General features: G+C 38.7%; 18 protein-coding genes and 1 other annotated feature. Of the genes, 8 read left to right on the forward strand and 10 right to left on the reverse strand.

Features of this window, described 5'->3' with window-relative positions:
• Positions 1–5: 5 nt before the first annotated feature.
• Together AC3A54_RS07390 and hmpA are read right to left on the reverse strand one after the other, a co-directional pair.
• A complete protein-coding gene (locus AC3A54_RS07390) occupies positions 6–782 on the reverse strand; it encodes an SGNH/GDSL hydrolase family protein (protein ID WP_487653981.1) in 777 nt (258 codons plus the stop codon).
• 348 nt (positions 783–1,130) lie between these two features.
• On the reverse strand, positions 1,131–2,345 hold the full coding sequence (gene hmpA, locus AC3A54_RS07395) for an NO-inducible flavohemoprotein (protein WP_487653982.1): 1,215 nt from the start codon (positions 2,343–2,345) through the stop codon (positions 1,131–1,133).
• A 392-nt stretch (positions 2,346–2,737) separates the two neighbouring features.
• Here hmpA and AC3A54_RS07400 point away from each other — a divergent pair, with 392 nt between their 5' ends.
• Together AC3A54_RS07400 and AC3A54_RS07405 are read left to right on the forward strand one after the other, a co-directional pair.
• On the forward strand, positions 2,738–3,586 hold the full coding sequence (locus AC3A54_RS07400) for a DegV family protein (protein WP_335547682.1): 849 nt from the start codon (positions 2,738–2,740) through the stop codon (positions 3,584–3,586).
• 120 nt (positions 3,587–3,706) lie between these two features.
• The gene (locus AC3A54_RS07405) at positions 3,707–4,294 is read left to right on the forward strand and encodes a YdcF family protein (protein WP_487653983.1); all 588 of its coding nucleotides are present in this window, start codon (positions 3,707–3,709) and stop codon (positions 4,292–4,294) included.
• A gap of 38 nt (positions 4,295–4,332) precedes the next feature.
• Here the strand turns inward: AC3A54_RS07405 and AC3A54_RS07410 are convergent, their stop codons facing one another.
• Positions 4,333–4,893: a GNAT family N-acetyltransferase gene (locus tag AC3A54_RS07410; RefSeq protein ID WP_487653984.1), complete on the reverse strand. Its 561-nt coding sequence runs from the start codon at positions 4,891–4,893 to the stop codon at positions 4,333–4,335.
• Between the two features lie 247 nt (positions 4,894–5,140).
• The gene (proS, locus tag AC3A54_RS07415; protein ID WP_335547678.1) at positions 5,141–6,571 is read right to left on the reverse strand and encodes a proline--tRNA ligase; all 1,431 of its coding nucleotides are present in this window, start codon (positions 6,569–6,571) and stop codon (positions 5,141–5,143) included.
• 79 nt (positions 6,572–6,650) lie between these two features.
• Positions 6,651–6,865 (reverse strand) — a binding site (T-box leader).
• A gap of 152 nt (positions 6,866–7,017) precedes the next feature.
• Between proS and AC3A54_RS07420 the strand changes: the two genes are divergently transcribed.
• Complete coding sequence (locus tag AC3A54_RS07420) at positions 7,018–7,152, forward strand: hypothetical protein (protein WP_487653985.1); 135 nt, start codon at positions 7,018–7,020, stop codon at positions 7,150–7,152.
• A 354-nt stretch (positions 7,153–7,506) separates the two neighbouring features.
• Positions 7,507–8,400, forward strand: a complete 894-nt coding sequence (locus AC3A54_RS07425; protein ID WP_487653986.1) for a cupredoxin domain-containing protein — start codon at positions 7,507–7,509, stop codon at positions 8,398–8,400.
• A 48-nt stretch (positions 8,401–8,448) separates the two neighbouring features.
• Here AC3A54_RS07425 and AC3A54_RS07430 read toward each other — a convergent pair whose 3' ends face one another.
• The 6 genes from AC3A54_RS07430 to AC3A54_RS07455 all read right to left on the reverse strand — a co-directional run bounded on the left by AC3A54_RS07430 (position 8,449) and on the right by AC3A54_RS07455 (position 13,951).
• Complete coding sequence (locus tag AC3A54_RS07430; RefSeq protein ID WP_487653987.1) at positions 8,449–8,982, reverse strand: PepSY-associated TM helix domain-containing protein; 534 nt, start codon at positions 8,980–8,982, stop codon at positions 8,449–8,451.
• 92 nt (positions 8,983–9,074) lie between these two features.
• Positions 9,075–10,352 carry a sensor histidine kinase gene (locus AC3A54_RS07435; protein WP_487653988.1) on the reverse strand — a complete coding sequence of 426 codons (1,278 nt, stop codon included), beginning with the start codon at positions 10,350–10,352 and terminating at the stop codon, positions 9,075–9,077.
• A gap of 9 nt (positions 10,353–10,361) precedes the next feature.
• Positions 10,362–11,033, reverse strand: a complete 672-nt coding sequence (locus tag AC3A54_RS07440) for a response regulator transcription factor (RefSeq protein ID WP_335531208.1) — start codon at positions 11,031–11,033, stop codon at positions 10,362–10,364.
• An 86-nt stretch (positions 11,034–11,119) separates the two neighbouring features.
• Positions 11,120–12,286, reverse strand: coding sequence for an ABC transporter permease (locus tag AC3A54_RS07445; protein ID WP_487653989.1), 1,167 nt, complete (start codon positions 12,284–12,286; stop codon positions 11,120–11,122).
• Positions 12,264–12,974, reverse strand: a complete 711-nt coding sequence (locus AC3A54_RS07450; RefSeq protein ID WP_487653990.1) for an ABC transporter ATP-binding protein — start codon at positions 12,972–12,974, stop codon at positions 12,264–12,266. The genes AC3A54_RS07445 and AC3A54_RS07450 overlap by 23 nt, the downstream gene beginning before the upstream one ends.
• Positions 12,974–13,951, reverse strand: coding sequence for an efflux RND transporter periplasmic adaptor subunit (locus AC3A54_RS07455; RefSeq protein ID WP_487653991.1), 978 nt, complete (start codon positions 13,949–13,951; stop codon positions 12,974–12,976). The genes AC3A54_RS07450 and AC3A54_RS07455 overlap by 1 nt, the downstream gene beginning before the upstream one ends.
• Before the next feature lie 187 nt (positions 13,952–14,138).
• Between AC3A54_RS07455 and AC3A54_RS07460 the strand changes: the two genes are divergently transcribed.
• The 4 genes from AC3A54_RS07460 (at position 14,139) to AC3A54_RS07475 (ending at position 21,190) form a co-directional block, all read left to right on the forward strand.
• Positions 14,139–14,600, forward strand: coding sequence for a MarR family winged helix-turn-helix transcriptional regulator (locus AC3A54_RS07460; protein ID WP_487653992.1), 462 nt, complete (start codon positions 14,139–14,141; stop codon positions 14,598–14,600).
• Positions 14,601–14,603: 3 nt separating this feature from the next.
• On the forward strand, positions 14,604–17,720 hold the full coding sequence (locus AC3A54_RS07465) for an MMPL family transporter (protein WP_487653993.1): 3,117 nt from the start codon (positions 14,604–14,606) through the stop codon (positions 17,718–17,720).
• Between the two features lie 347 nt (positions 17,721–18,067).
• A complete protein-coding gene (locus tag AC3A54_RS07470; RefSeq protein ID WP_487653994.1) occupies positions 18,068–19,531 on the forward strand; it encodes an alanine/glycine:cation symporter family protein in 1,464 nt (487 codons plus the stop codon).
• 195 nt (positions 19,532–19,726) lie between these two features.
• Positions 19,727–21,190 (forward strand): TerD family protein, encoded by a 1,464-nt coding sequence (locus tag AC3A54_RS07475; RefSeq protein WP_487653995.1) that lies wholly within the window; start codon positions 19,727–19,729, stop codon positions 21,188–21,190.
• Positions 21,191–21,218 lie beyond the last annotated feature (28 nt).

Below are 21,218 nucleotides of genomic sequence, written 5' to 3' on the forward strand. Positions count from 1 at the left end.
TCTCCTTACCAGGTGAGCAATGAGGCTACACGTTCTGCAATTAAACGGTATCCTTTTGAATTTGGATGAAACTTATCAGAATACAGATAATCATTGACTTTTAACTCAAATAAGTCAAAGGTTGGAACGAAAATAATCTTTGGAAAAGCTGCACTTATTTCTGCACTATCATAATTCCAATGACGAACGACCTTCGACATTTCTTTCCCTTGATCCAAATCGATGAATGGATTATACAAGCCAATAAAGAAAATATTGGCAGTAGGATTATTTCTTCGGATTTGTTCAAAAATAGCTTTTAGGTTTTCAAGATATTTTTTCTCAATGGTCGCGATATCTCCTGTTCCATAGTCCATTAAACCTTGTCCCCCACGGAACAAATCGTTTCCACCAATTGTTACAAGAACTAAATCAGCTTTTTCAATCTGTCTCCCCACTTCTTTCTCTTGAACCTGTTTACGAAGTTGATCTGATCTTTGTCCATTTATGCCAAGGTTCGTTAGTTGAACAGGGCGTTTGGTCTTCTCTTTTATTTCATCCATTAAAATTCCTACATAGCCTTTACCCGTTTCGTCACCGGTTCCTCTTGTTAACGAATCACCTAAAGCCACTATCGTCAGGCCCTTTGTGTTCTTGACTTCATTGGTAGCAGTGGATCTTTCCGGAACCTTTTCTTTGTTCCCAGCATAATACTCCCCTACCGCCCAGCCGAGCCCTACAAGCCAGACGAGGCAAAATAATACGGCGATGGCAGTAATAGAACGTATGACATTCTTACTCAATAAAAACATCCTTTCTGGCGGCCTTTTCTATTATTTAATCATAGTTCAAGCTTGAATCAAACTTTCAATGTCTTAAACTCATAAACGTTCATGAATTCTTAACTTTTTTGCAAGGCTTTGTTAAACGTGTCTGTTGATTTCCGCTCTAGTCGCGAGCGGTTCGTGGGTGTTTCGGCGAGCCTCCTCGGCGCTAGCGCCTGCGGGGTCTCCCCTGAACCATACTCCCACAGGAGTCTTCGCGTCTTCCGCTCCAATCAACAGGGTATAAAAATCAACAATGTTCTTTATCACAGCCTTTTGCAAAATAAAAAGCCGATTCCCATTTTGGGAACCGGCCTCATTTTCTTTCTATTCTTCTAAATTACCCATTGGGCCAAAGAATTCAAAGTGAATTCTATCTTCCTTTACTCCTAGGTCTTTTAAAGAGCGATTGATTGCCTTCATAAAAGGAACCGGTCCACAGAAGTAGAAGTCTGCATTATCTACTGAAACCTTATCTTCCAACCATTCACGTGTAATATATCCTTCTACATCAAAACGATTATTCATTCGATCTTCTTCAGTAGGGGAATCATAGAAGAAAAAGGATTTAACTGTTTCTAGCTTTGATAGCTCTTCCACTTCATTTCTAAGTGCATGCACATTACTATTCGCAGCTGCATGTACAAAAGTTACTTCCCTACTAGGCTGAATTTCAACTAGCGTTTTTAACATACTCATCATTGGTGTTAACCCTACTCCACCACTAAGTAAAACAACAGGTGTATTCTTTTCCGTATCAAGAATAAAATCACCAGCTGGTGCACTTACTTTTAATAGATCGCCTTCCTTAACATCATCATGGAGATAGTTTGATACCATTCCGTCAGGATTTTGAGTTCCCGCTTCACGTTTCACACTAATTCTGTAATAGTCTCTTCCTGGAGCATCGGATAAGCTGTATTGACGAATATGCGTAAACTCTTCTCCACCAATTTCCATCTTGATGCTAATATACTGACCTGGAATAAATGTGGCAATTCCCTTTTTATCTTCTGGTTTTAAGTAAAAAGAGGTAATTACTTCGCTTTCAACAACTTTTCGGTCTACAACAAAATTTCGGAATCCATCCCAGCCGCCATCTTGCGTTGCAGCCTCCTCATACATCTCAGCCTCGACACTGATAAAGGCATCAGCAATCAGGTTATAGGCTTGACCCCAGGCATCAATGATCTCATTAGTGGCTGCATCTCCTAATACATCCTTAATTGCTAGTAACAAATGCTTTCCAACAATCGGATAATGCTCAGGTTTAATTCCAAGACTTCTGTGCTTATGGGCAATCTGTTTTACTACTGGAAGAATGGCTTCTAGGTTATCAATGTACATTGCGGCAGCATAAACTGTTCCTGCTAATGCTTTTTGTTGGCGTCCTTGTTTTTGGTTGGCATGATTAAAGATATTTAATAGTTCAGGATGATTTCCAAACATAAGTTGATAGAATCGAGTGGTAATCGTTTCTCCATGCTTTTCTAGTACTGGTACAGTAGATTTAATAATTTCAATTGTTTTTTGTTCTAACAAAATAATCACTCCTAAATACGTTTTCACTGTCTGCATAGTGATTATATGAAATTCACCACACGGACTAAGTGATTTAAATCACACATCGTTATATTTGAATAATTTGAACTAGTTCGAAAATCATAGATTTGTTAAATTCCCTTCAAATCTCCCTTTTTTTATGTGTAGTGTAAATGATAAAAATAGTTAGGTTTGGGTATGACAAATGTAACTTGACGAGTTATTTATCGCTCTTGTATTGTTTATTTAGATATTAATACTACGTACCCTTTTTCCTATTTTTATACTTATTGATAGAATTGTGAAATAATGAATAAGTTACACGTGTAGTAGGCACTATTCAGGGTATATTGTAATTAAACTAGAGATTTCCACTGGAGGAAGAGGATTATATGAATAAGGCAAAGATTGCGTGGATCACTGATACGACTGCATCTCTAAGTAAAGAATTTATAGAGCAGCATCATATACATGTAATTCCCCTGCACGTTGTAATTAATGATGAATTTTATAAGGAAACAGTTGAGATTACTGAAGAAGAATTTTATGAAAGAATGAAAAATGAGGAAGGTAAATTTCAATCCTCACAGCCCTCTATTTCTGACTTTGTAGACTTATATAATCAATTGAAGGGCGAGTACGATTTTGGAGTAGCCATTCACGCTTCTAGCCTTCTAACTGGAACCTATCAATCATCCGTAATGGCAGCTGAAATGGAAGACTTTAAACTATATGCACTCGATTCGCAAACGGGTTCGTTTCCTCTTTCCTTTTTAGTTAAAAGAGGAATTGAACTTGCTGACCAGGGCTTGGAAATAAATGATATTATGACCCAACTAAACGGACTTCTTGACCAAACTCGCTTATACCTAGTTCCTTCAAACCTAGATCAACTTCATAAAAGCGGCAGGGTATCAGGTAGCCAAAAAATATTAGCATCCCTTTTTAACATAAAGCCCATTTTATCGATTGAAGAAGGCGCAGCCAAAATTAAAGACAAAGTTCGTACAGAGAAAAAGGTCATTGCTTGGCTTGTAAATAAATTGAAAGAGGACCTTGAAACCAAATCTGTGAAAAAGGTTGCCATTGTTCATGCAAACGATATCAAAAAAGCAACAGAATTGGAAAAGGTAATTAAAGAAACCATTCCTGGTATCGAAACGGAAATATTAATGCTTATTACGGTTGCAGGAGTGCATACGGGTGTTGGTACAATTGGGTTGTCTTGGGTATGTGAATAAAGAGGCTGAATCTCAGCTTCTTTTTTTATGGAAAAATATGTTGGTTAATTTATCCAATTTATTCTATTATAAAGATAGATTTAATAGTTTAAAAAAATAATATGAAATGGATTGGAATGGATGAAAAATAAGAAAAAGTTGTTGTCCTATTTGAGTATTCTTGCGGTAGTAGGACTGATTTATGTTTGTGTATTACAGTTTAAGATTAGTCAGCATATTCAAACAGAAGTGCCCAAACATGCAGATTATATCATTGTTCTAGGGGCAAGGGTAAAAGGAACTGTTCCTTCTCTTGCATTTGCTAGTCGTATTAAAGCGGCTGCTAGTTATTTAAAGGAAAACGAAAATACCATTGCTATTGCTTCTGGTGGGAAAGGTCCTGGTGAGGATATTTCTGAGGCTGAGTCGATTAGAAGAGAGCTAATTAAGTTGGGCATAAGTGAGTCTCGCATACTAATGGAAAACCGCTCTACTGATACCTATGAGAATATTAAATACTCAATGAAGTTGATTCCGAAAAATGCACAGTCAGGATTAGTTGTGACCAATACGTTTCATATTTATCGTGCGGTTTCGATTGCAAGAGACCAGGGTTTAGAAGTAAAAGGACTACCTGCAAAAACTCCCGTACAAGCTCTCGTGAAATCATATACTCGTGAATACTTAGCCATTACAAAGTTTTATTTAAAGAGATACTTACTAGATTAATAGAGAGGTTGACTCACAAGGGGTCAACCTCTTTTTCGTTATTTAATCTTTGCATATACACACGTATCTCTTACTTCTTTCCCATCAGCCGACAATCCATCATTTTTTAAGATTCCCTCTAATGTAAAATCTAATTTTTCTGGGATTGCACGGCTTTTCGTATTATTATAGTCACAACGAATTTCCACTCGACGGGCCTGAAGCTCCGTAAAGGCAAATTCTGTTATTGCTTTAGTTGCCTCTGTAATATAGCCCTTTCCACTATGCCGGGTATCAATCCAGTACCCAATTTCAAATTTCGGCACATGCCAGTTAATTCTATGCAAGCCTGAGGAACCAATAAATTCCCCGGTTTCTTTATCATAGAGATGCAGCCGTAAGTCTTCACGTGTTAAAAACTTCGCATGAGCATCCCTCATATTTACTTCTACATCTTCTACAGTTTGTTCTCTATGGGCCCATGGCATCCATTCTTTCAGTTCGTTCATGGAAGCTTGCATCGCATCATATACGTCCTTGCCATCTCCAGGCATCGGTTTGCGAATGAGTAGTCGCTTGGTGGAAAACTCCTCTGGAAAGTCTAATAATATCGGTTTCATGTTCAAATCCTCCTCTTACCTACTATAAAAATTCGCTAGGACGCAGTAAATTCCTTTTAATAAAAATTATTTCTACACACTTTTGGATTATTTCTACACAAAATCATGGTTTTTCTACACAGTTTTAGATTTTATCTACACACTTTTACATTATATCTACACGAATTCAAGTTTTATCTACACGGTTTCGAATTATATCTACAAATCCACATAAAAAGGCCCTTCCATAAAGGAAGAGCCCCCAATCTTAGTATGCTTTTGCCCAATAAACCATCTTAGTAGCTTCTTTGCCACAGCATACACATTTATCAGAAACTTGTTCTTGTTCAAATGGCATACATCTTGATGTTGCCCCAATTTCTTCTTTAATTTTGTCCTCACAAGCTACATCTTCACACCACATAGCCTTGATAAATCCAGGCTTTGCTTCTAGAGTTTCTTTTAACTCAGGTAGTGTAGTAGCAACAGAAGTTCTTTCTTCACGATGATTCAATGCCTTGTTGTATAAATTAGACTGGATCTCATCAAGTAACGCAACAAGTCTTGCTTCCAATTCATCCATAGGAACGATCACTTTTTCTAAAGTATCACGTCTTACTAAAACAACCTGTTTATTTTCAATATCTTTTGGTCCAACCTCTAAACGAACTGGAACACCTTTCATTTCATACTCATTGAATTTCCAGCCTGGCTTTTTATCGCTTGCATCAATATCAACGCGAGCAACCTGACCGAGTGACTTTTTCAAATCATATGCAAAGTCTAAAACGCCTTCTTTATGCTGAGCGATTGGCACAATCATCACTTGTGTTGGTGCTGCTTTTGGAGGGATAACTAGACCGCGGTCATCACCATGAACCATGATTAGCGCCCCAATGATTCTTGTTGTAAAGCCCCAAGATGTTTGGTGAACATACTGTAGTTTACCTTCTTTATCCGTATACTGGATGTTAAAGGCTTCCGCAAAACCTGTACCAAAGTGGTGAGAGGTACCAGACTGTAATGCTTTTCCGTCATGCATTAAGCTTTCAATGGTAAATGTCGCTTTTGCACCAGCAAACTTTTCTTTTTCCGTTTTTTGTCCTTTTACAACTGGAATCGCAAGGATTTCTTCACAAACGGCTGCATATACATTTAGCATTTTAATGGTTTCTTCCATTGCCTCTTCATCCGTTGCATGGGCTGTATGGCCTTCTTGCCATAAAAACTCTAATGTCCGTAAGAATGGACGTGTTGTTTTTTCCCAGCGAACAACGTTAGCCCATTGATTATAAAGCTTTGGTAAATCTCTGTACGAATGAATAATATTGCTATAGTGCTCACAGAAAAGCACCTCAGAAGTTGGGCGAACAACTAGACGCTCTGCTAACTCTTCAGAACCGCCGTGTGTAACCCATGCTACTTCAGGAGCAAAGCCTTCAACATGGTCTTTTTCCTTTTGTAGTAAGCTTTCTGGAATGAATAAAGGCATATAGACATTTTCATGTCCTGTTTCTTTGATTCGACGATCTAATTCATTTTTAATGTTATCCCATAAAGCATATCCATACGGACGGATAATCATCGATCCGCGAACGCTTGAATAGTCGATTAAATCAGCTTTTGTTACAACATCTGTATACCACTGAGCGAAGTCCTCATCCATCGCAGTGACATCTTTTACAAATTCCTTTGCCATTTTGACACCTCATTCATTTTTTAAAAAATAAATACAACAACGAGATTCCGATTAAAATGCAAAAAGGCCTTGTTCCCAAAAAAGGGACCATGGCCTGGCGGTACCACCCTAAATTCATAAAGCATTCGCTTTAAACTCTTTGCATGATAACGGATTTGATCCGCATGTATCTTCAAAATATCCGATACAGAACTCAGAGGCAGGTTCAAACGACCGTCTTAAGAAACTTCGCACCAATAGTTTCCTCTCTTGGTAAGACACCTTCGTTCTACTAATCCCCATCATCGTTTCAATAGTATTTTTGAAGAAATTATATATTTCATCTTCATAAAAGTCAATTCGAAAAAGAAATATTTTGCGACAAAGTGTGAGGAAATTTAGAATTAACTTTAAACTGCAGTATAAAACGTGTAAAATGCAAGTAATTAAGTGAAGAGGTGACTTTCATGCCAAAAGAAGAAAAGGACCCCGTCGACGTAGAGAAAGAAGAGAAAGAATTCTTACTTGAATACATTAGAATGCAAAATGAAGCCCTTAAACGAATTTACAAAAATACGATTGATAAAGAGAAAAAAGACTAGAACTGGCTCTAAAATTCCTTCCTCCACCTATTTCCTCAGCAAGATTCATAAAACGTTCATATAAATCACTTAATAGACAATTTTGAAACCATTATTTACATTTATAATACTCTTATGTTGTTTATTTAAGGCTCTGTTAAACTTGTCTGTTGATTTCCGCTCCAGGTGCGAGCGGTTCGTGGGTGTTTCGGCGAGCCTCCTCGGCGCTAGCGCCAGCGGGGTCTCCCCTGAACCATACTCCCACAGGAGTCTTCGCACCTTCCGCTCCAATCAACAGAGTATAAAAATCAACAATGTTCTTTAACACAGCCTATTTAAAAAATTGAATAAGCCCACATTAGAGGAGACAAAAAGATGACTATTTTTTCAATCATATCGGCAGTGATCGTTGCGTTAGGGACTGGTTATTCTATTTTTCTTGTATACCGTAATAAAATCAAGCTGAATAACACCCCGGGTATCCTTCTTAGCATGGTGATTGCCATTATTACTGGCTTGTTAACTGGCAGTATCATTGGAATCAATTCGGGCGAGACATTCTTAGTCGTTGGCATCAGCATGATCATAGGATTTGTTATTGGCTTCTTAGCAGGACACCCAATTGGGTTACTAGCTATACTAATGTCATCCATATTTGGATTAATTGGAGGAATTAATGGAGCCATTCTTGGGTTATTCCTACAATATATTAACCCTACCATTTTACTTGGTATATTATTAGGTTTCTATATTGTTATTATCGGATTTGTAATTGTCTATATTTATGTGACTACAAATAATAAATTTTCTATTGATACCAATGAGCTATCACCTTTTGCCATAATTGCAGGCGGAGTTGTACTAGTCTCACTGTTTTTGTTTATGTATAGCACGGATATGGTAAAGGTTCCTGGTCAAAGCGAGACGACACAAACCCAGGCTAACCAGGAAACTAGTAGCACCAAAAAAATGCCTAAAACAGAGGTGGATGTCACTAAAGAAAGCTCACCTAAAGTAAAAATGCTCGTAACAGAAACTGGATATACACCAAATGTCATCCGTGTAAAAAAGGGCGTACCTGTAGAATTTGAAATTAACAATCCACTGGAAGATAGCTGTTTATCTACATTTAAGATTCCAGACTTTAATATTAACAATGTGAACTTAAAAGTAGGCACAACAAATCTTACCTTTACTCCTGAGAAGACAGGCGAATTCACCTTTAGCTGCGGTATGGACATGTTTAAAGGCACCATCATTGTTGAATAGTATACGAAAAAGGCTGACAGTATTGTCAGCCTTTTTCGGGTATTTATCTTACAAAACTTCCATGTTCTCTAATTGACGCTTTCTCCTTTTATTGTCTGCACGAAGGATTTGAACAGATAAATAAATACCTGAACCAGTAAGAAACATCATCGCAATTGCTGCTAAATCAATTAACCATTTCACATCTGTATTTCCGATTCTACCTTCATGAAGACCACGGATTGTATTCATGAATGAGCCTTGCCCCAACCTTTCTTCACGAACCCCCTCTGGAAAGTTTCCATTTCTGCCAAACCCACCAGGTCCTTGAACTTGCCCGCCCTGCATGCCAGCTTGTCCCTGTGATGGGTTAGTTCCATTAAAGCCATTTGGGCCCTGCATTTGGCCGTTTTCTTGTCCCTCACCCTGCCTGAATTGTCCTCTATTAAATTGGCCTTGTTGAAAGTTTCCTCTTTCACCTTCCATTTGTGTTTGACCGATTAACCAAGGTTCATTCATTAGTAGCCCTGTAATAGACTCCATAAAAATTAATACTGATGCAATTAAGCCAATCCATAAGTGTGCCCTTCTCATCTTCTTCATGACAGTACTTCTCCCCTCAACTGGTTGTTTCAATGAATAAATTCATTATCGTGGGCGTTCCTTAAGATTTCCTTAAAAAAAAGACCCCAAATTTAATTTTTTTGGGCTCTCGGAAAAATAATCTCTATTGTAGTTCCTTTACCAAGGCTACTTTGAACCTTTGTCCTTCCATGGTGTTTCTCAATGATCCATTTTGCAATAGATAAGCCTAAACCTGTTCCTTCAGCTGCAGTACGTGCTTTGTCACTTTGATAAAAACGATCAAAGATTTTTGGAATATCTTCTTCTGGGATTCCAATCCCGTTATCTTTCACTTCCAAATAAATGGAGGAGTGACTTTGTCTACACGATAACAGAATTTCTCCTCCCTCCTTTGTGTATTTCATTGCATTATCTAGTAGAATGACAATAAGCTGGTGAATTCTTTCTTTATCCGCAAAGAATTCAACAGGTTCCAGCGCACTTATCTGAAGCATTTTTTCTTGGTACATCGCAATTTCTTCATAATGATGAATAATTTCTTTTAATAGTTCATCTAGCCGAAAAGCTTTTTTCTTCATTTCAATTTGATCAGAATCAGATCTTGCCAACGTCAATAAATTAGTAACGAGTTTCGAGAGTCTTCGTGATTCGTTTGAAATCGCGGATATATCTAAAATTTTATCCTGAATGGTTGAACTCGGTGATCGAAAAAGAATATCCGTTTTTGCCTGGATCACAGCTAAAGGGGTTCTTAATTCGTGTGATGCATCCGATACAAATTCAGTCTGCTTTTGCCATGCTCTTTTGATTGGGACTAGCGCCTTGCCTGCTAAGAAATATCCAGAGATAACAGCTAATACCACTCCAATTCCAATACCCACTGTAATAATTAATAATAAACGGTTGAGTAATTCTTTTTCAGAGTTAACGTTTCGAATAAATTGAACCGTCACTTTCCCTAATTCAGGATGGTCAACCTCAAACGCTACATACCTATATGAAAACTCCTCCACATCTACGTCCTGCAGGCTGTTTAATGCCTTAGGACGAATGGCGTTTTCATGATTGAGAAACAGGTCCGCTTCACGATTTTGCTCTGCTATAAGTTTCTTATTAGAATCCCATATTAATGTCATAATTCTCGGGTCTCTTCGCATAATTCGTAAGAATTGCTTTCCTTCGCCCTCGTGAATGTCATCTTTATCAGGACCAATACCAGGCCTGGGCTGTTCCTGAAAATGGTCAAGAGATTCTTGTAAAGACTGATTGACATCCTTATATAATCTACTATCGGTATAAAAATAGATGGTGCTTCCTAGACTGCTAATGAGGACAATAAAGACAAGTGAATTAATAAAGGTTAATCGTATATGAGTTTGCCGGAACATTTGTGCCCCCTATTCTTCGTTAAGCATGTAACCTACGCCACGAATCGTTTTTATATCAGCATGATAACCTGTAGGTTCTAGTTTTTTACGAAGATGATGCATGAAGACCTCAACAATAGCTATTGTTGTGTCAGAATCAAAGCCCCATACACGATCATATATTTGTTCTTTTGTTAAAATAGCCCCTTTATTTTGAATGAGATATTCTAATAGTTCATATTGTTTTGAGGTAAGTTTAATCGATTCTCCATTTGCCACAATGTCTCTTTCTTTCCCTAACAATTCAATCCCCCGATATTGGATGGTTTGATTAGTAGTCAGGCTGCCACTTCTACGTAATAAAGCTCGAATCCTTGCTTTTAACTCAGCCGCTTGAAATGGCTTTACTAAGTAATCATCCCCGCCGCTATCTAATCCCTTCACACGGTCTTCTAACGAATCTCTGGCTGTCAGAAATAGGACTGGTATTTTTAAGCCTTCTTTTCTTATTGTCTGGAGCACTTCAAATCCATCTATTTCAGGAATCATTACGTCCAATACAATCACATCATGGATATTTTGCATTGCTAAAAATAAAGCATCTTCCCCATTCGCTGCCTGATCCACTTCAAATTCATCCGATAAAAGTTGGACAATTGACTCTAGCAACGGAAGATTATCTTCTACCACTAATAAACGCATCTCTATCTCTCCCAGTAAAAAGGTCTTTAATTTAATTATATAGGAAAGGAAGCGGCCGCAAAAGGAGCGATCCGCTTACAATCATTTTATTCATATCGTAGAGCCTGAATAGGATTCAATTTGGATGCTTTATTAGCTGGAAACACTCCAAATATGACACCCACAGCCAACGAGAAAAGGAACGATAATACTATCACCGATGATGTGAAGGATACAGTTAAACTTAATAAAGAGGAAAGTATCTTCCCAATACCTAATCCTGCTAAAATACCAATGATTCCTCCAACACCACTTAGTACTACTGCCTCAATAAGGAATTGTAAAAGAACGTCTCGTCTCTTAGCACCAATAGCTTTACGAATCCCAATTTCCTTTGTTCTTTCAGAAACAGAAACCAGCATAATATTCATGATTCCTATTCCGCCTACAAGTAACGAAATACTAGCAATCCCACCCAGCATCATTGTCATTGTGTCTGTGACAGAACTCATGGTATCCATCAAATCCTGTTGGTTCGTTACACTATAGGAATCACTCTTGTTTGGAAATAAAGAGGCCATCTTCATTTCTACCTCGTTCATCACAAAATCCATTCGATCCTCACTTTTCCCTTGAAGATACACTTGATTAATTGTTGTACTTTTTACCAACCTCTGTCCCGTACTTAAAGGAACAATGACCACGTTATCACCACTTTGTCCCAAGGAACTTCCTTTTGAGACTAGGACCCCAACAACTTTAAAGGAGGTACCCTCAATTTGGAGGTATTGTCCCACAGGGGCTCCCGTACCGAAAAAGGTAGATGCTGTATCTGCCCCTATTACCGCAATCTTTTGTCTATATTCAATATCAAGATCTGTGATAAATCGACCAGCACTCACTTTCGTGTCACGAACAGTAGAATACGCCGAATTCGTACCAGTTAATGTAACCTGTGAGGTAGTTCTATCCTTCTTCACGTTTACTCGACCAGAAACTACTGGAGATACATCTTTCACACCATTCAATTTTCCAAGCTCATCAATTTTATCTTCCGTTAAAGCTAAATCCGTACTAAAAGTATTAATAGTTAATAGATTGGTTCCAAGCTGATTAATTTGACTAGCCACATTTTGTGCTGACCCTTGTGCAATCGATACAAGGATAATCACGGAAGAGACCCCGATAATCATCCCAAGCATTGTTAGTACAGACCTTAGCTTATTCCCTTTTATACTGCGGAGTGCCATTTTAATAGATTGAATAATTCCCAACTAGCTCACCTCCGTTTTCTTGAAGCTGGCCGTCTTGAATACTGACCATTCTCATTGCTTGCTTCGCTATTTCTAAATCGTGTGTAATTAAAATAATGGTATGTCCCAATTCATTTAGCTCTTTCATAATTGCTAGTATTTCCTTACTCGTCTTGCTATCTAGGGCACCAGTAGGTTCATCAGCCAGGAGAATGGCAGGATTCCCTACAAGTGCTCTTGCAATGGCAACCCGTTGCTGCTGACCACCAGATAGCTGAGTTGGTAAATGTCCTGACCGCTCCTTCAACCCTACTTTTTGAAGGCTTTCGAATGCTCTTTCCCGGCGTTCTTTTGTGGGCACACCACTATATAAAAGGGGCAACTCGACATTTTCTAGTGCTGTCAATTTTGTTAATAGATTAAAATTTTGAAAGATGAATCCTATTTTCTGATTTCGGATTGTTGCTAATTGATTGTCATTCATCATACCGATATCCTTACCAGCCAATAGGTATTTTCCGGACTGGGGTCTATCAAGGCAGCCTATCATATTCATGAGTGTTGATTTTCCTGAACCAGATGGGCCAATAATGGCTAAGAATTCTCCTTTATCAATCTCAATTGACACATTGTTTAAAGCGTGAACCGTTTCGCCACCCAGTTTATAGGTCTTCATTAAATCTTTTATTTGAATGATTGGTTTCCCCATTAGTTACCTGTCCTTCCGCTAAATTGTCCTTGACGACCACTGTTTCGGTTAAAGCTGCCCATTCCACCCATATTTGCCCCACCAAAACCTCCACCTTGCATGAAGCCTTTGGTATTGCTGGAAGAGCTACCGGTAGCGAGTTGAGGTAACTGAACCAGTTCCCCTTCCGTTAATCCCTCTGTAATTTCAACATAATCTTCATTGGCTAATCCCGTTTTTACAGTCTTTTGTTCGGTTCCACCATTTGTTTGTGAACTAGTTGTTGATGAAAGAACCTGCACATATTTTTCACCATTGCTGCTGTGAATAGCGTCTAACGGAACATATAGTGCCGATTCCTTACTTGCTGTTAATATACTAGCTTCAGTACTCATATCCACTTTAAGATTTTCAGGTTTATCAATATGAATATATACATCGAAGGTCGACACACCGTTTGATGAAGTTCCCTCTTCAGAAACGGAAGATACCTTTCCTGTATAAGCCTGGTCCGGGAAAGCATTTATTTTCAAACTTACTATTTGATCCTTTTTGATTTTAGGAATATCAAGTTCGTCAATTTGTACAACCGTTTGCAAGTCTTTGTAGTTCGTTACATGGGCAATAACTTGTCCACTTGTTACCCGTTCACCTGAAGAAACGGATAAAGTGGTCACAATTCCGGACGCAGGTGCAGTAATCGGATCGCTTCCATCAGTAAATGTGATGAGTTCGTCACCCTCCTTTACCTCTTCCCCCGTAGCAACTAATACTTCATCAATTTCATTATTGTTATCCTTAGCTTTAATATCCTCACTTGTAACGGGTTGAACTGTTCCTGATCCGCTGATTTTAACTTCTAGCGTTCCTTTTTGTACCGTTGCTGTTCTCACCTGTGCTGAAACTGTTTGACTGCTTGTTTTTGATGAATAATATTGATAGCCAACAAAACCAGCAACCAATATTCCAACTGCTAACATTACCCATTTTTTCATCATGCTCTACTCCTTTTCTAACCCTAGGCAGTTCCCTAGGAAGCTCAAAGTTTGTCATAAAATATTATTGCGATGTTTCCTTAATTTTTCCTTAAGGGAATATTGACGTGAATTTCACCTTGTTTTATAGTTAAACAAGTGAATAGTTAAAGAGTTTAACTATTTGTCCGAAAAGTGAGGAGAACGATATATGGAGAACAAAACCATTCAGGAATTAATTGATCGCTATGTGACGCTGTCTTTTCAAGTCCATAAAAAAGCAGAATCTTTGATTAAGGGTCAAATTGGGAATGAACTGACAAATGATCAGCACTACATATTAAGATACATTCACCAAGCTAAGGAATGTACCTCTTCTGAATTAGCAGATGCATTTGAAGTAAATAAAAGTGCAATAACAGCCATCATTAATCGAATGGCAGATAGAGGTCTGATTCAGAGAACACGTGATGAAAACGACAGAAGAGTTGTTTATTTAACGTTAACAGAAGAAGGAAATGCCTTATACCAAGATTGCCAGGAAAAAGTACGACTACTAGTTGAATCCATCATTACCCAATTTGATGAGACAGAAATAGTGAATTTTATGAATACGTATGAAAAATTAGCTTCACTCTTATCCAACAAGAAAAAGGAAGTACTGGGGGAATAATCTTTGAACACAATTATCCAAGGAAAATGGTTCATTCTAGCCGCATGGATTGCCGTGATTACTACTCTTTTCATGGTTGCGCCAAATATGGAAGGCCTTGTACGGGAGAAAGGGCAAATTTCCGTCCCCGAAGGCTACTCTTCAACCATTGCTGAGAAAATTCTTAAAGACGTTCAATCCAGTGAAAATAAAGGCAGAGACTTACAAACTGCACTCGTGTTCCATAGCGATAAGAAATTGACCAAAGAAGATTTTGCGCAAGCAGAAAAAGCGGTTTCTACGCTTGAGGAAAATCAAAAAGAACTTGGCATCACAGAAATCCTCACTCATTTTAAACAAGAGGAATTAAAAGACCAGCTTGTTGCGAAGGATGGAAAAACGATTTTGGTTTCTGTGAAGGTAACAGCCAATAATCGGGAAGCAAAAGAGATTTCAAAAAATTTGTATGATGCCATTGATCAAATTAAACTCGATCATTATTACACAGGGAATTGGGTAATTAGTGAGGATCTCATTACCAATTCTCAAGAAGGATTGAAAAAAACAGAGGGCATCACCGTTGGATTCATTCTAGTTGTCCTTTTACTTGTTTTTAGATCCGCTATAGCCCCCATTATTCCATTGGTAACAGTAGGTTTTAGTTACCTTACTGCCCAATCCATTGTCGCACTGTTAGTTGATAAGGTTGATTTTCCGTTATCAACCTTTACTCAGATTTTCTTAGTAGCTGTTCTTTTTGGAATAGGAACCGACTATTGTATTTTGCTCCTCAGCCGTTTTAAAGAAGAAATGGCTGAAGGAAAAGATGTAACTGAAGCTATTATCACCACTTATCGTACAGCAGGTAAGACGGTATTCTTTAGTGGGGTTGCCGTGATGATTGGATTTGCATCAATCGGACTTTCCACATTCCAGCTTTACAAATCTGCAGCTGCGGTAGCTGTGGGTGTGGCCATATTGTTAGTTGCACTCGTCACTGTCGTCCCTTTCTTCATGGCTGTATTGGGTAAAAAACTGTTTTGGCCCTCAAAGGGGAACCTTGAGCACGGTGAAAGTAAATTTTGGGGCTTTATGGGTAAATTTGCGTTAGCACGTCCCTTAATCGCTTTTATCCTAGTGGCTCTTATATCCGTACCATTCTTATTTACCTATGATGATCAATTGTCATTTAACTCGCTTGAAGAAATTAGCGATGAATACCCTTCTATAAAGGGTTTCAATATTATCTCTGATTCATTTGGACCTGGTGAATCCATGCCAACTCAAATTGTCATTAAAAATGATGATCAAATGAACACATCGGAATATATTGCGATTACAGAAAAAATTAGTCAAGAGTTAAAAAAAGTGAACGATGTAGACAGCGTACGTTCTGTCACACGTCCAACTGGTACACCCATTGACGACTTTTACATCTCTAAACAAGTTGTTAGCCTAGAAGACGGGCTTGGCGAGAGTAATGAGGGAATTAAAAAAATCAGTGATGGACTTGAAGAGGCTGTCACTCAAATGACCTCTAATCAACCGAAAATGCAGGAAGCAACTGATGGAATTAGTCAGTTAATTACCGGAACCGATACAATAAAAACAAAATTGGGAGAGCTACAAGGAGGTCTCTCACAGATTGAGGTAGGACTGAACGCTGGTTCTATAGGGGCTGGTAAGGCTAAAAAAGGGTTGGAGCAGATTAAGGCAAATTCTGCTGATATTTTAGCCGGAAGTAAACAACTCCTTGACGGATACAAAAAAGCAGAAGCTGGGTTAGGTATTCTTAGAGAGAATTATGAGAAAACAGCAAGCGGAATAGACTCTCTACACCAAGCTTTACTATCCACAAACCCATATTTTAGTAATTTAGAAAAAGATTATATTGGTATTCAAGATAATGCAAACTATCAAACTATAAAACAGACTGTTCAGGGTTCTCAAGCAGTAACAAAAGAACTAACCGATGGACTGGTGCGGTTAAACACAAGTTTAAAAGGAGCTCAGGACGGAATCGCCTATGCGGACGGTAAGTTTGCTCAAATAATTACGGGGCAGCAAGCTTTAATTAAAGGCATGGAAGAACTAGTTTTAGGTGTAGGAAAACTCGAAACCACTCTCAATCAAATGGAAACTTTCCAAGGTAAAGCTGTTGATGGGATTCCGCAATTTACTGGGGGGTTAAATACTATTAGTGAGGGTCAGAAGCAACTTCTTACAGGGTTTGAAACAACGAAAAATCAAACGGTGGTGCTTTCAGACGGATTGGCCCAAAGTGCGGATGGTTTAAATAAAGTATATGATGGACTAGATTCTGCACAAGATTATCTTTCCGCTGTGTCTAAGCAAAAACAGAATGGCTTTTACATTCCACAAGAAGTGCTTAACAGTAAGGACTTCGCGCAGGCTCTCGATGCTTATATGTCTAACGACCGTAAAGTAATGACTATTGATGTGGTTTTCAATAAAAATCCTTATTCTAATGAAGCAATTGACCGTATTCCAGAAATTAAGCAGGCGGTCAAACGAGCAGTCAAAGATACTAAGCTTGAGAATGCTAAAGTAGCAGTTGGCGGTGTTTCCAGCATGCACCATGATCTAGACACCATTTCAGAAGCTGATTATTCTCGTACAGTTGTCTTAATGTTGGTAGGTATTAGTATAATATTAATTATTTTACTTCGCTCGCTCATTATGCCACTCTATTTAATCGGATCATTAGTCTTAACTTACTTTACATCCATGGCCATTTCTGAAACGATTTTTGTTAATTGGTTAGGCTATACAGGTATCAGCTGGGCAGTACCATTCTTTGCATTTGTCATTCTGGTGGCACTAGGCATCGACTACAGCATTTTCTTAATGGATCGATTTAGCGAATATCGAGATATGTCAGTCCAGAAAGCAATCCTTCTCTCTATGAAAAAAATGGGTACTGTCATTATTTCGGCAGCCGTTATTTTAGGTGGTACCTTTGCAGCGATGATGCCATCAGGTGTATTATCATTGCTTGAAATAGCTACCATTCTATTAATAGGATTGGCCTTATACTCCCTCGTGGTTTTACCACTTTTCGTACCAGTTATGGTCAAAACCTTCGGGCAAGCCAACTGGTGGCCATTTATAAAAAAATAGGCTGTGTTAAAGAACATTGTTGATTTCTATACCCTGTTGATTGGAGCGGAAGGCGCGAAGACTCCTGTGGGAGTACGGTTCAGGGGAGACCCCGCAGGCGCAAGCGCCGAGGAGGCTCGCCGAAACGCCCACGGAAAGCCAAGCGCCTGGAGCGGAAATCAACAGACCAGTTTAACAAAGCCAAAAAATAAACAAAACAACGCGCACTGAACTTCAACGTTCAGTGCGCGTTTTTAATCCATTAACGTGTTAATATATTAGAATAATTACACAATTAAAAAAATTCTTTTAATTAGACAATATTCTGTTATATAATAAAAAAGTAATTTAAACAAAGGGGGAAATATATGGAACAGTTTGTTAATTGGCTCAGTGGGATTATTTGGAGCCCGGCACTCATTTATTTATGCTTAGGTGTAGGTTTATTTTACTCTTTTTCTACAAGATTTCTGCAAGTAAGACATATGAAGGATATTATTCCTTTAATGTTTAAAGGCGGCAAGTCAGAAGCTGGTATTTCATCTTTCCAAGCATTAACCCTTGCCTTATCCGGTCGTGTCGGAACTGGTAACATTGCCGGCGTAGCAACTGCGATTGCCTTTGGAGGACCTGGTGCAGTATTTTGGATGTGGGCTATTGCCTTCTTAGGCGCAGGTTCAGCATTTGTTGAAGCAGCTTTAGGTCAGGTATATAAGGTAAAACAAGACGGACAATTCCGTGGCGGCCCTGCCTATTACATAGAAAAAGGATTAAAAATGAAATGGTATGCAGTTCTTTTTGCCATTGTAACTGTTATTGCAACAGGTGTCCTTTTACCAGGAGTTCAAGCTAATAGTATTGCAGCTAGTGTTGATAATGCCTTTGGAATTAGCCCAGCAATCACTGGTGCTGCTCTAGTCATTTTTCTAGCAGCGATCATTTTTGGCGGTGTTAAACGGATCGCGCGTGTAGCTGAATTCGTTGTCCCTTTCATGGCCTTAGGTTATATCCTCGTTGCCGTTATTATTGTTGCATTAAATATTTCAGAACTACCAGGTGTATTAAAACTTATTTTCTCTAGTGCATTCGGTATGGATGCTGCCTTTGGAGGAATTTTAGGAGCAGCCATTACTTGGGGAGTTAAGCGTGGAATCTATTCAAATGAAGCAGGACAAGGTACTGCCCCACATGCTGCAGCTGCAGCCGAGGTTTCTCACCCTGCAAAACAAGGGATTGTTCAAGCCTTTTCCGTATATGTGGATACATTATTTGTGTGTTCTGCCACTGCGTTCATGATTCTTATCACTGGAATGTACAATGTTGCACCAGAAGGAAAGGCTCAAATTGTCAATAATCTTGGTGATATTGAACCCGGTCCAGCGTATACTCAATCAGCTGTTGAATCTGTTATGCCAGGTTTCGGAGGACCATTTGTAGCTATTTCTTTATTCTTCTTCGCATTTACGACCATTATGGCTTATTATTATATGGCAGAAACAAACCTTGCCTATATCAATCAAAAAGTAAAACGTGTTTGGACTGACTATGTGCTCAAGATTGCTATTTTAGGAATGGTATTCTATGGAAGTGTGAAAACTGCTGGCCTTGCGTGGACTTTAGGTGATATAGGTGTTGGAAGTATGGCTTGGTTAAATATTATTGCCATTCTCCTTCTAACAAAACCAGCACTTAAGGTACTTAAAGACTATGAGGCACAGCTTAAAGATGGAAAAGATCCGGTGTTTGATCCTGTAAAGTTAGGGATTAAAGATGCAGATTTCTGGGAGCAAGAATATTCTAAGCCTCTTGAGAAAGAAGAAAAAACTGGATGATTTTTGCAGTATGATAGAAAGGACTAACTTTATTTTTCAAGTTAGTCCTTTCTTTTTTATTTATGTGAAACTTTTCGCCCCTACTTTCGTAAAACATATAAGTGGTTGTTAACTGGATGTTTTGTCTTTAATGAGAATAGATATATTATTAGATATATTATTTACATATGAAAAATACTGTGAGGAGTGGAAAATGTGGGTGTAACTCTTAGCAAAGGGCAGAAAGTGGATTTAACGAAATCATATCCTAGCCTTCAAAATGTCGTAGTCGGCTTAGGTTGGAATATTAGTCATATGGGGTCAAATTTTGATTTGGATGCTTCAGCATTTTTACTAGGAGAATCTGGCAAGGCAAACAGTGATCAAGACTTTGTTTTTTACAATCATCCCTCTGGTGGAAACGGTTCAATCATTTATAGCGGTGACAACCGCACAGGAGTTGGAGAGCGAGACGACGAACAAATCAGAATAGATTTAAATCGTGTCCCATCCCATATACACCGCATTGCTTTTACGATCACGATTCACGATGCACAGGTTAAAGGGCAAAATTTTGGACAAGTATCCGATGCTTATGTTCGTATCTTTAATGAAATGACCAACGAAGAATTAATTAGATTTAACCTTGGCAGAGATTTTACCGTGGAAACAGCGATAGTTGCTGCTGAATTATACCGGCATAATGGAGAATGGAAATTCAATGCGATCGCTAGCGGCTTTCAAGGCGGATTAGCAGCCTTATGCAGGAATTTTGGAATTACTGTTGATGACCCTCCTGTGAGTACGCCATCGACACTGCCCTACCAACAATCTACTAACCAACCAAACGTTTCGACTAACTATAATCAGCAATCACAAACGTACCAACAAAATAATAGAAATCCATACCAGCAAAGCCAAGGACTGCAAACCACCTACCAACAGCCAGTTCATCTTCAGCCAGACTCAGCGTTCCAGCAGCCTTCTTATGGATATCCGGCACAGTCTGCCTTTCCATCGACTTCTGGTTCAAACCAATCGTATGGTGGAGACGAAATTGTATGTCCTCGTTGTCATTCCTCTAATGTTCGAACTGGTAAAAAAGGATTCGGACTAGGAAAAGCGGCTATTGGAGGGTTAATCCTTGGGCCAGTTGGTTTACTTGGCGGCTTTATTGGAAAGAATCAACTAAAGTTCTCTTGTAATAACTGTGGCAGTACATGGTCCCCTTCCCAAACAGATTATGCGGAATGGGCAAATAATCAAAAAAGAAGAGCACAAGAATTATTTAATCGCTATAAAAGCCAGGATGTTCTTGAAGCAGTTGTAGCGGCTTGCGCGTTGGTAGCCATGGCTGATGGATATCTAGACACAGTGGAACGTCAGAAAATGATAGAATTTGTTCATCAAAGTGATGAATTACGAGTCTTTGACACCAATAAGGTCATTCAGAAATTCAACTTCTTTGTTTCTAGAATTGAAAATGATCGCATGATGGGCCGAGCTGAAGCGTTCCGAGCACTTGGAAAAGTAAGAACCAAACCTGAAATAGCCCGATTGGTTGCCCGTTATTGCATTGCAATCGGCTATGCAGATGGAAATTTTGACAACAATGAAAAACAAATGGTGGCTGATATTTGTCGTGAACTTGGCTTAAACCCCGCTGAATTCCTATCATAAAAAAGTCCTCTATTCCAACTAGGAATAG

The organism is Neobacillus sp. Soil_C_43, from assembly GCF_057656715.1.

Coding starts and splice junctions, on each gene's coding strand:
- AC3A54_RS07435 (WP_487653988.1), bottom strand. CDS start 10,352: ATGTTCCGGCAAACTCATATACGATTAACCTTTATTAATTCACTTGTC.
- proS (WP_335547678.1), bottom strand. CDS start 6,571: ATGGCAAAGGAATTTGTAAAAGATGTCACTGCGATGGATGAGGACTTC.
- AC3A54_RS07460 (WP_487653992.1), top strand. CDS start 14,139: ATGGAGAACAAAACCATTCAGGAATTAATTGATCGCTATGTGACGCTG.
- AC3A54_RS07405 (WP_487653983.1), top strand. CDS start 3,707: ATGAAAAATAAGAAAAAGTTGTTGTCCTATTTGAGTATTCTTGCGGTA.
- AC3A54_RS07425 (WP_487653986.1), top strand. CDS start 7,507: ATGACTATTTTTTCAATCATATCGGCAGTGATCGTTGCGTTAGGGACT.
- AC3A54_RS07450 (WP_487653990.1), bottom strand. CDS start 12,974: ATGGGGAAACCAATCATTCAAATAAAAGATTTAATGAAGACCTATAAA.
- AC3A54_RS07455 (WP_487653991.1), bottom strand. CDS start 13,951: ATGATGAAAAAATGGGTAATGTTAGCAGTTGGAATATTGGTTGCTGGT.
- AC3A54_RS07410 (WP_487653984.1), bottom strand. CDS start 4,893: ATGAAACCGATATTATTAGACTTTCCAGAGGAGTTTTCCACCAAGCGA.
- AC3A54_RS07420 (WP_487653985.1), top strand. CDS start 7,018: ATGCCAAAAGAAGAAAAGGACCCCGTCGACGTAGAGAAAGAAGAGAAA.
- AC3A54_RS07430 (WP_487653987.1), bottom strand. CDS start 8,982: ATGAAGAAGATGAGAAGGGCACACTTATGGATTGGCTTAATTGCATCA.
- AC3A54_RS07440 (WP_335531208.1), bottom strand. CDS start 11,033: ATGCGTTTATTAGTGGTAGAAGATAATCTTCCGTTGCTAGAGTCAATT.
- AC3A54_RS07400 (WP_335547682.1), top strand. CDS start 2,738: ATGAATAAGGCAAAGATTGCGTGGATCACTGATACGACTGCATCTCTA.
- AC3A54_RS07470 (WP_487653994.1), top strand. CDS start 18,068: ATGGAACAGTTTGTTAATTGGCTCAGTGGGATTATTTGGAGCCCGGCA.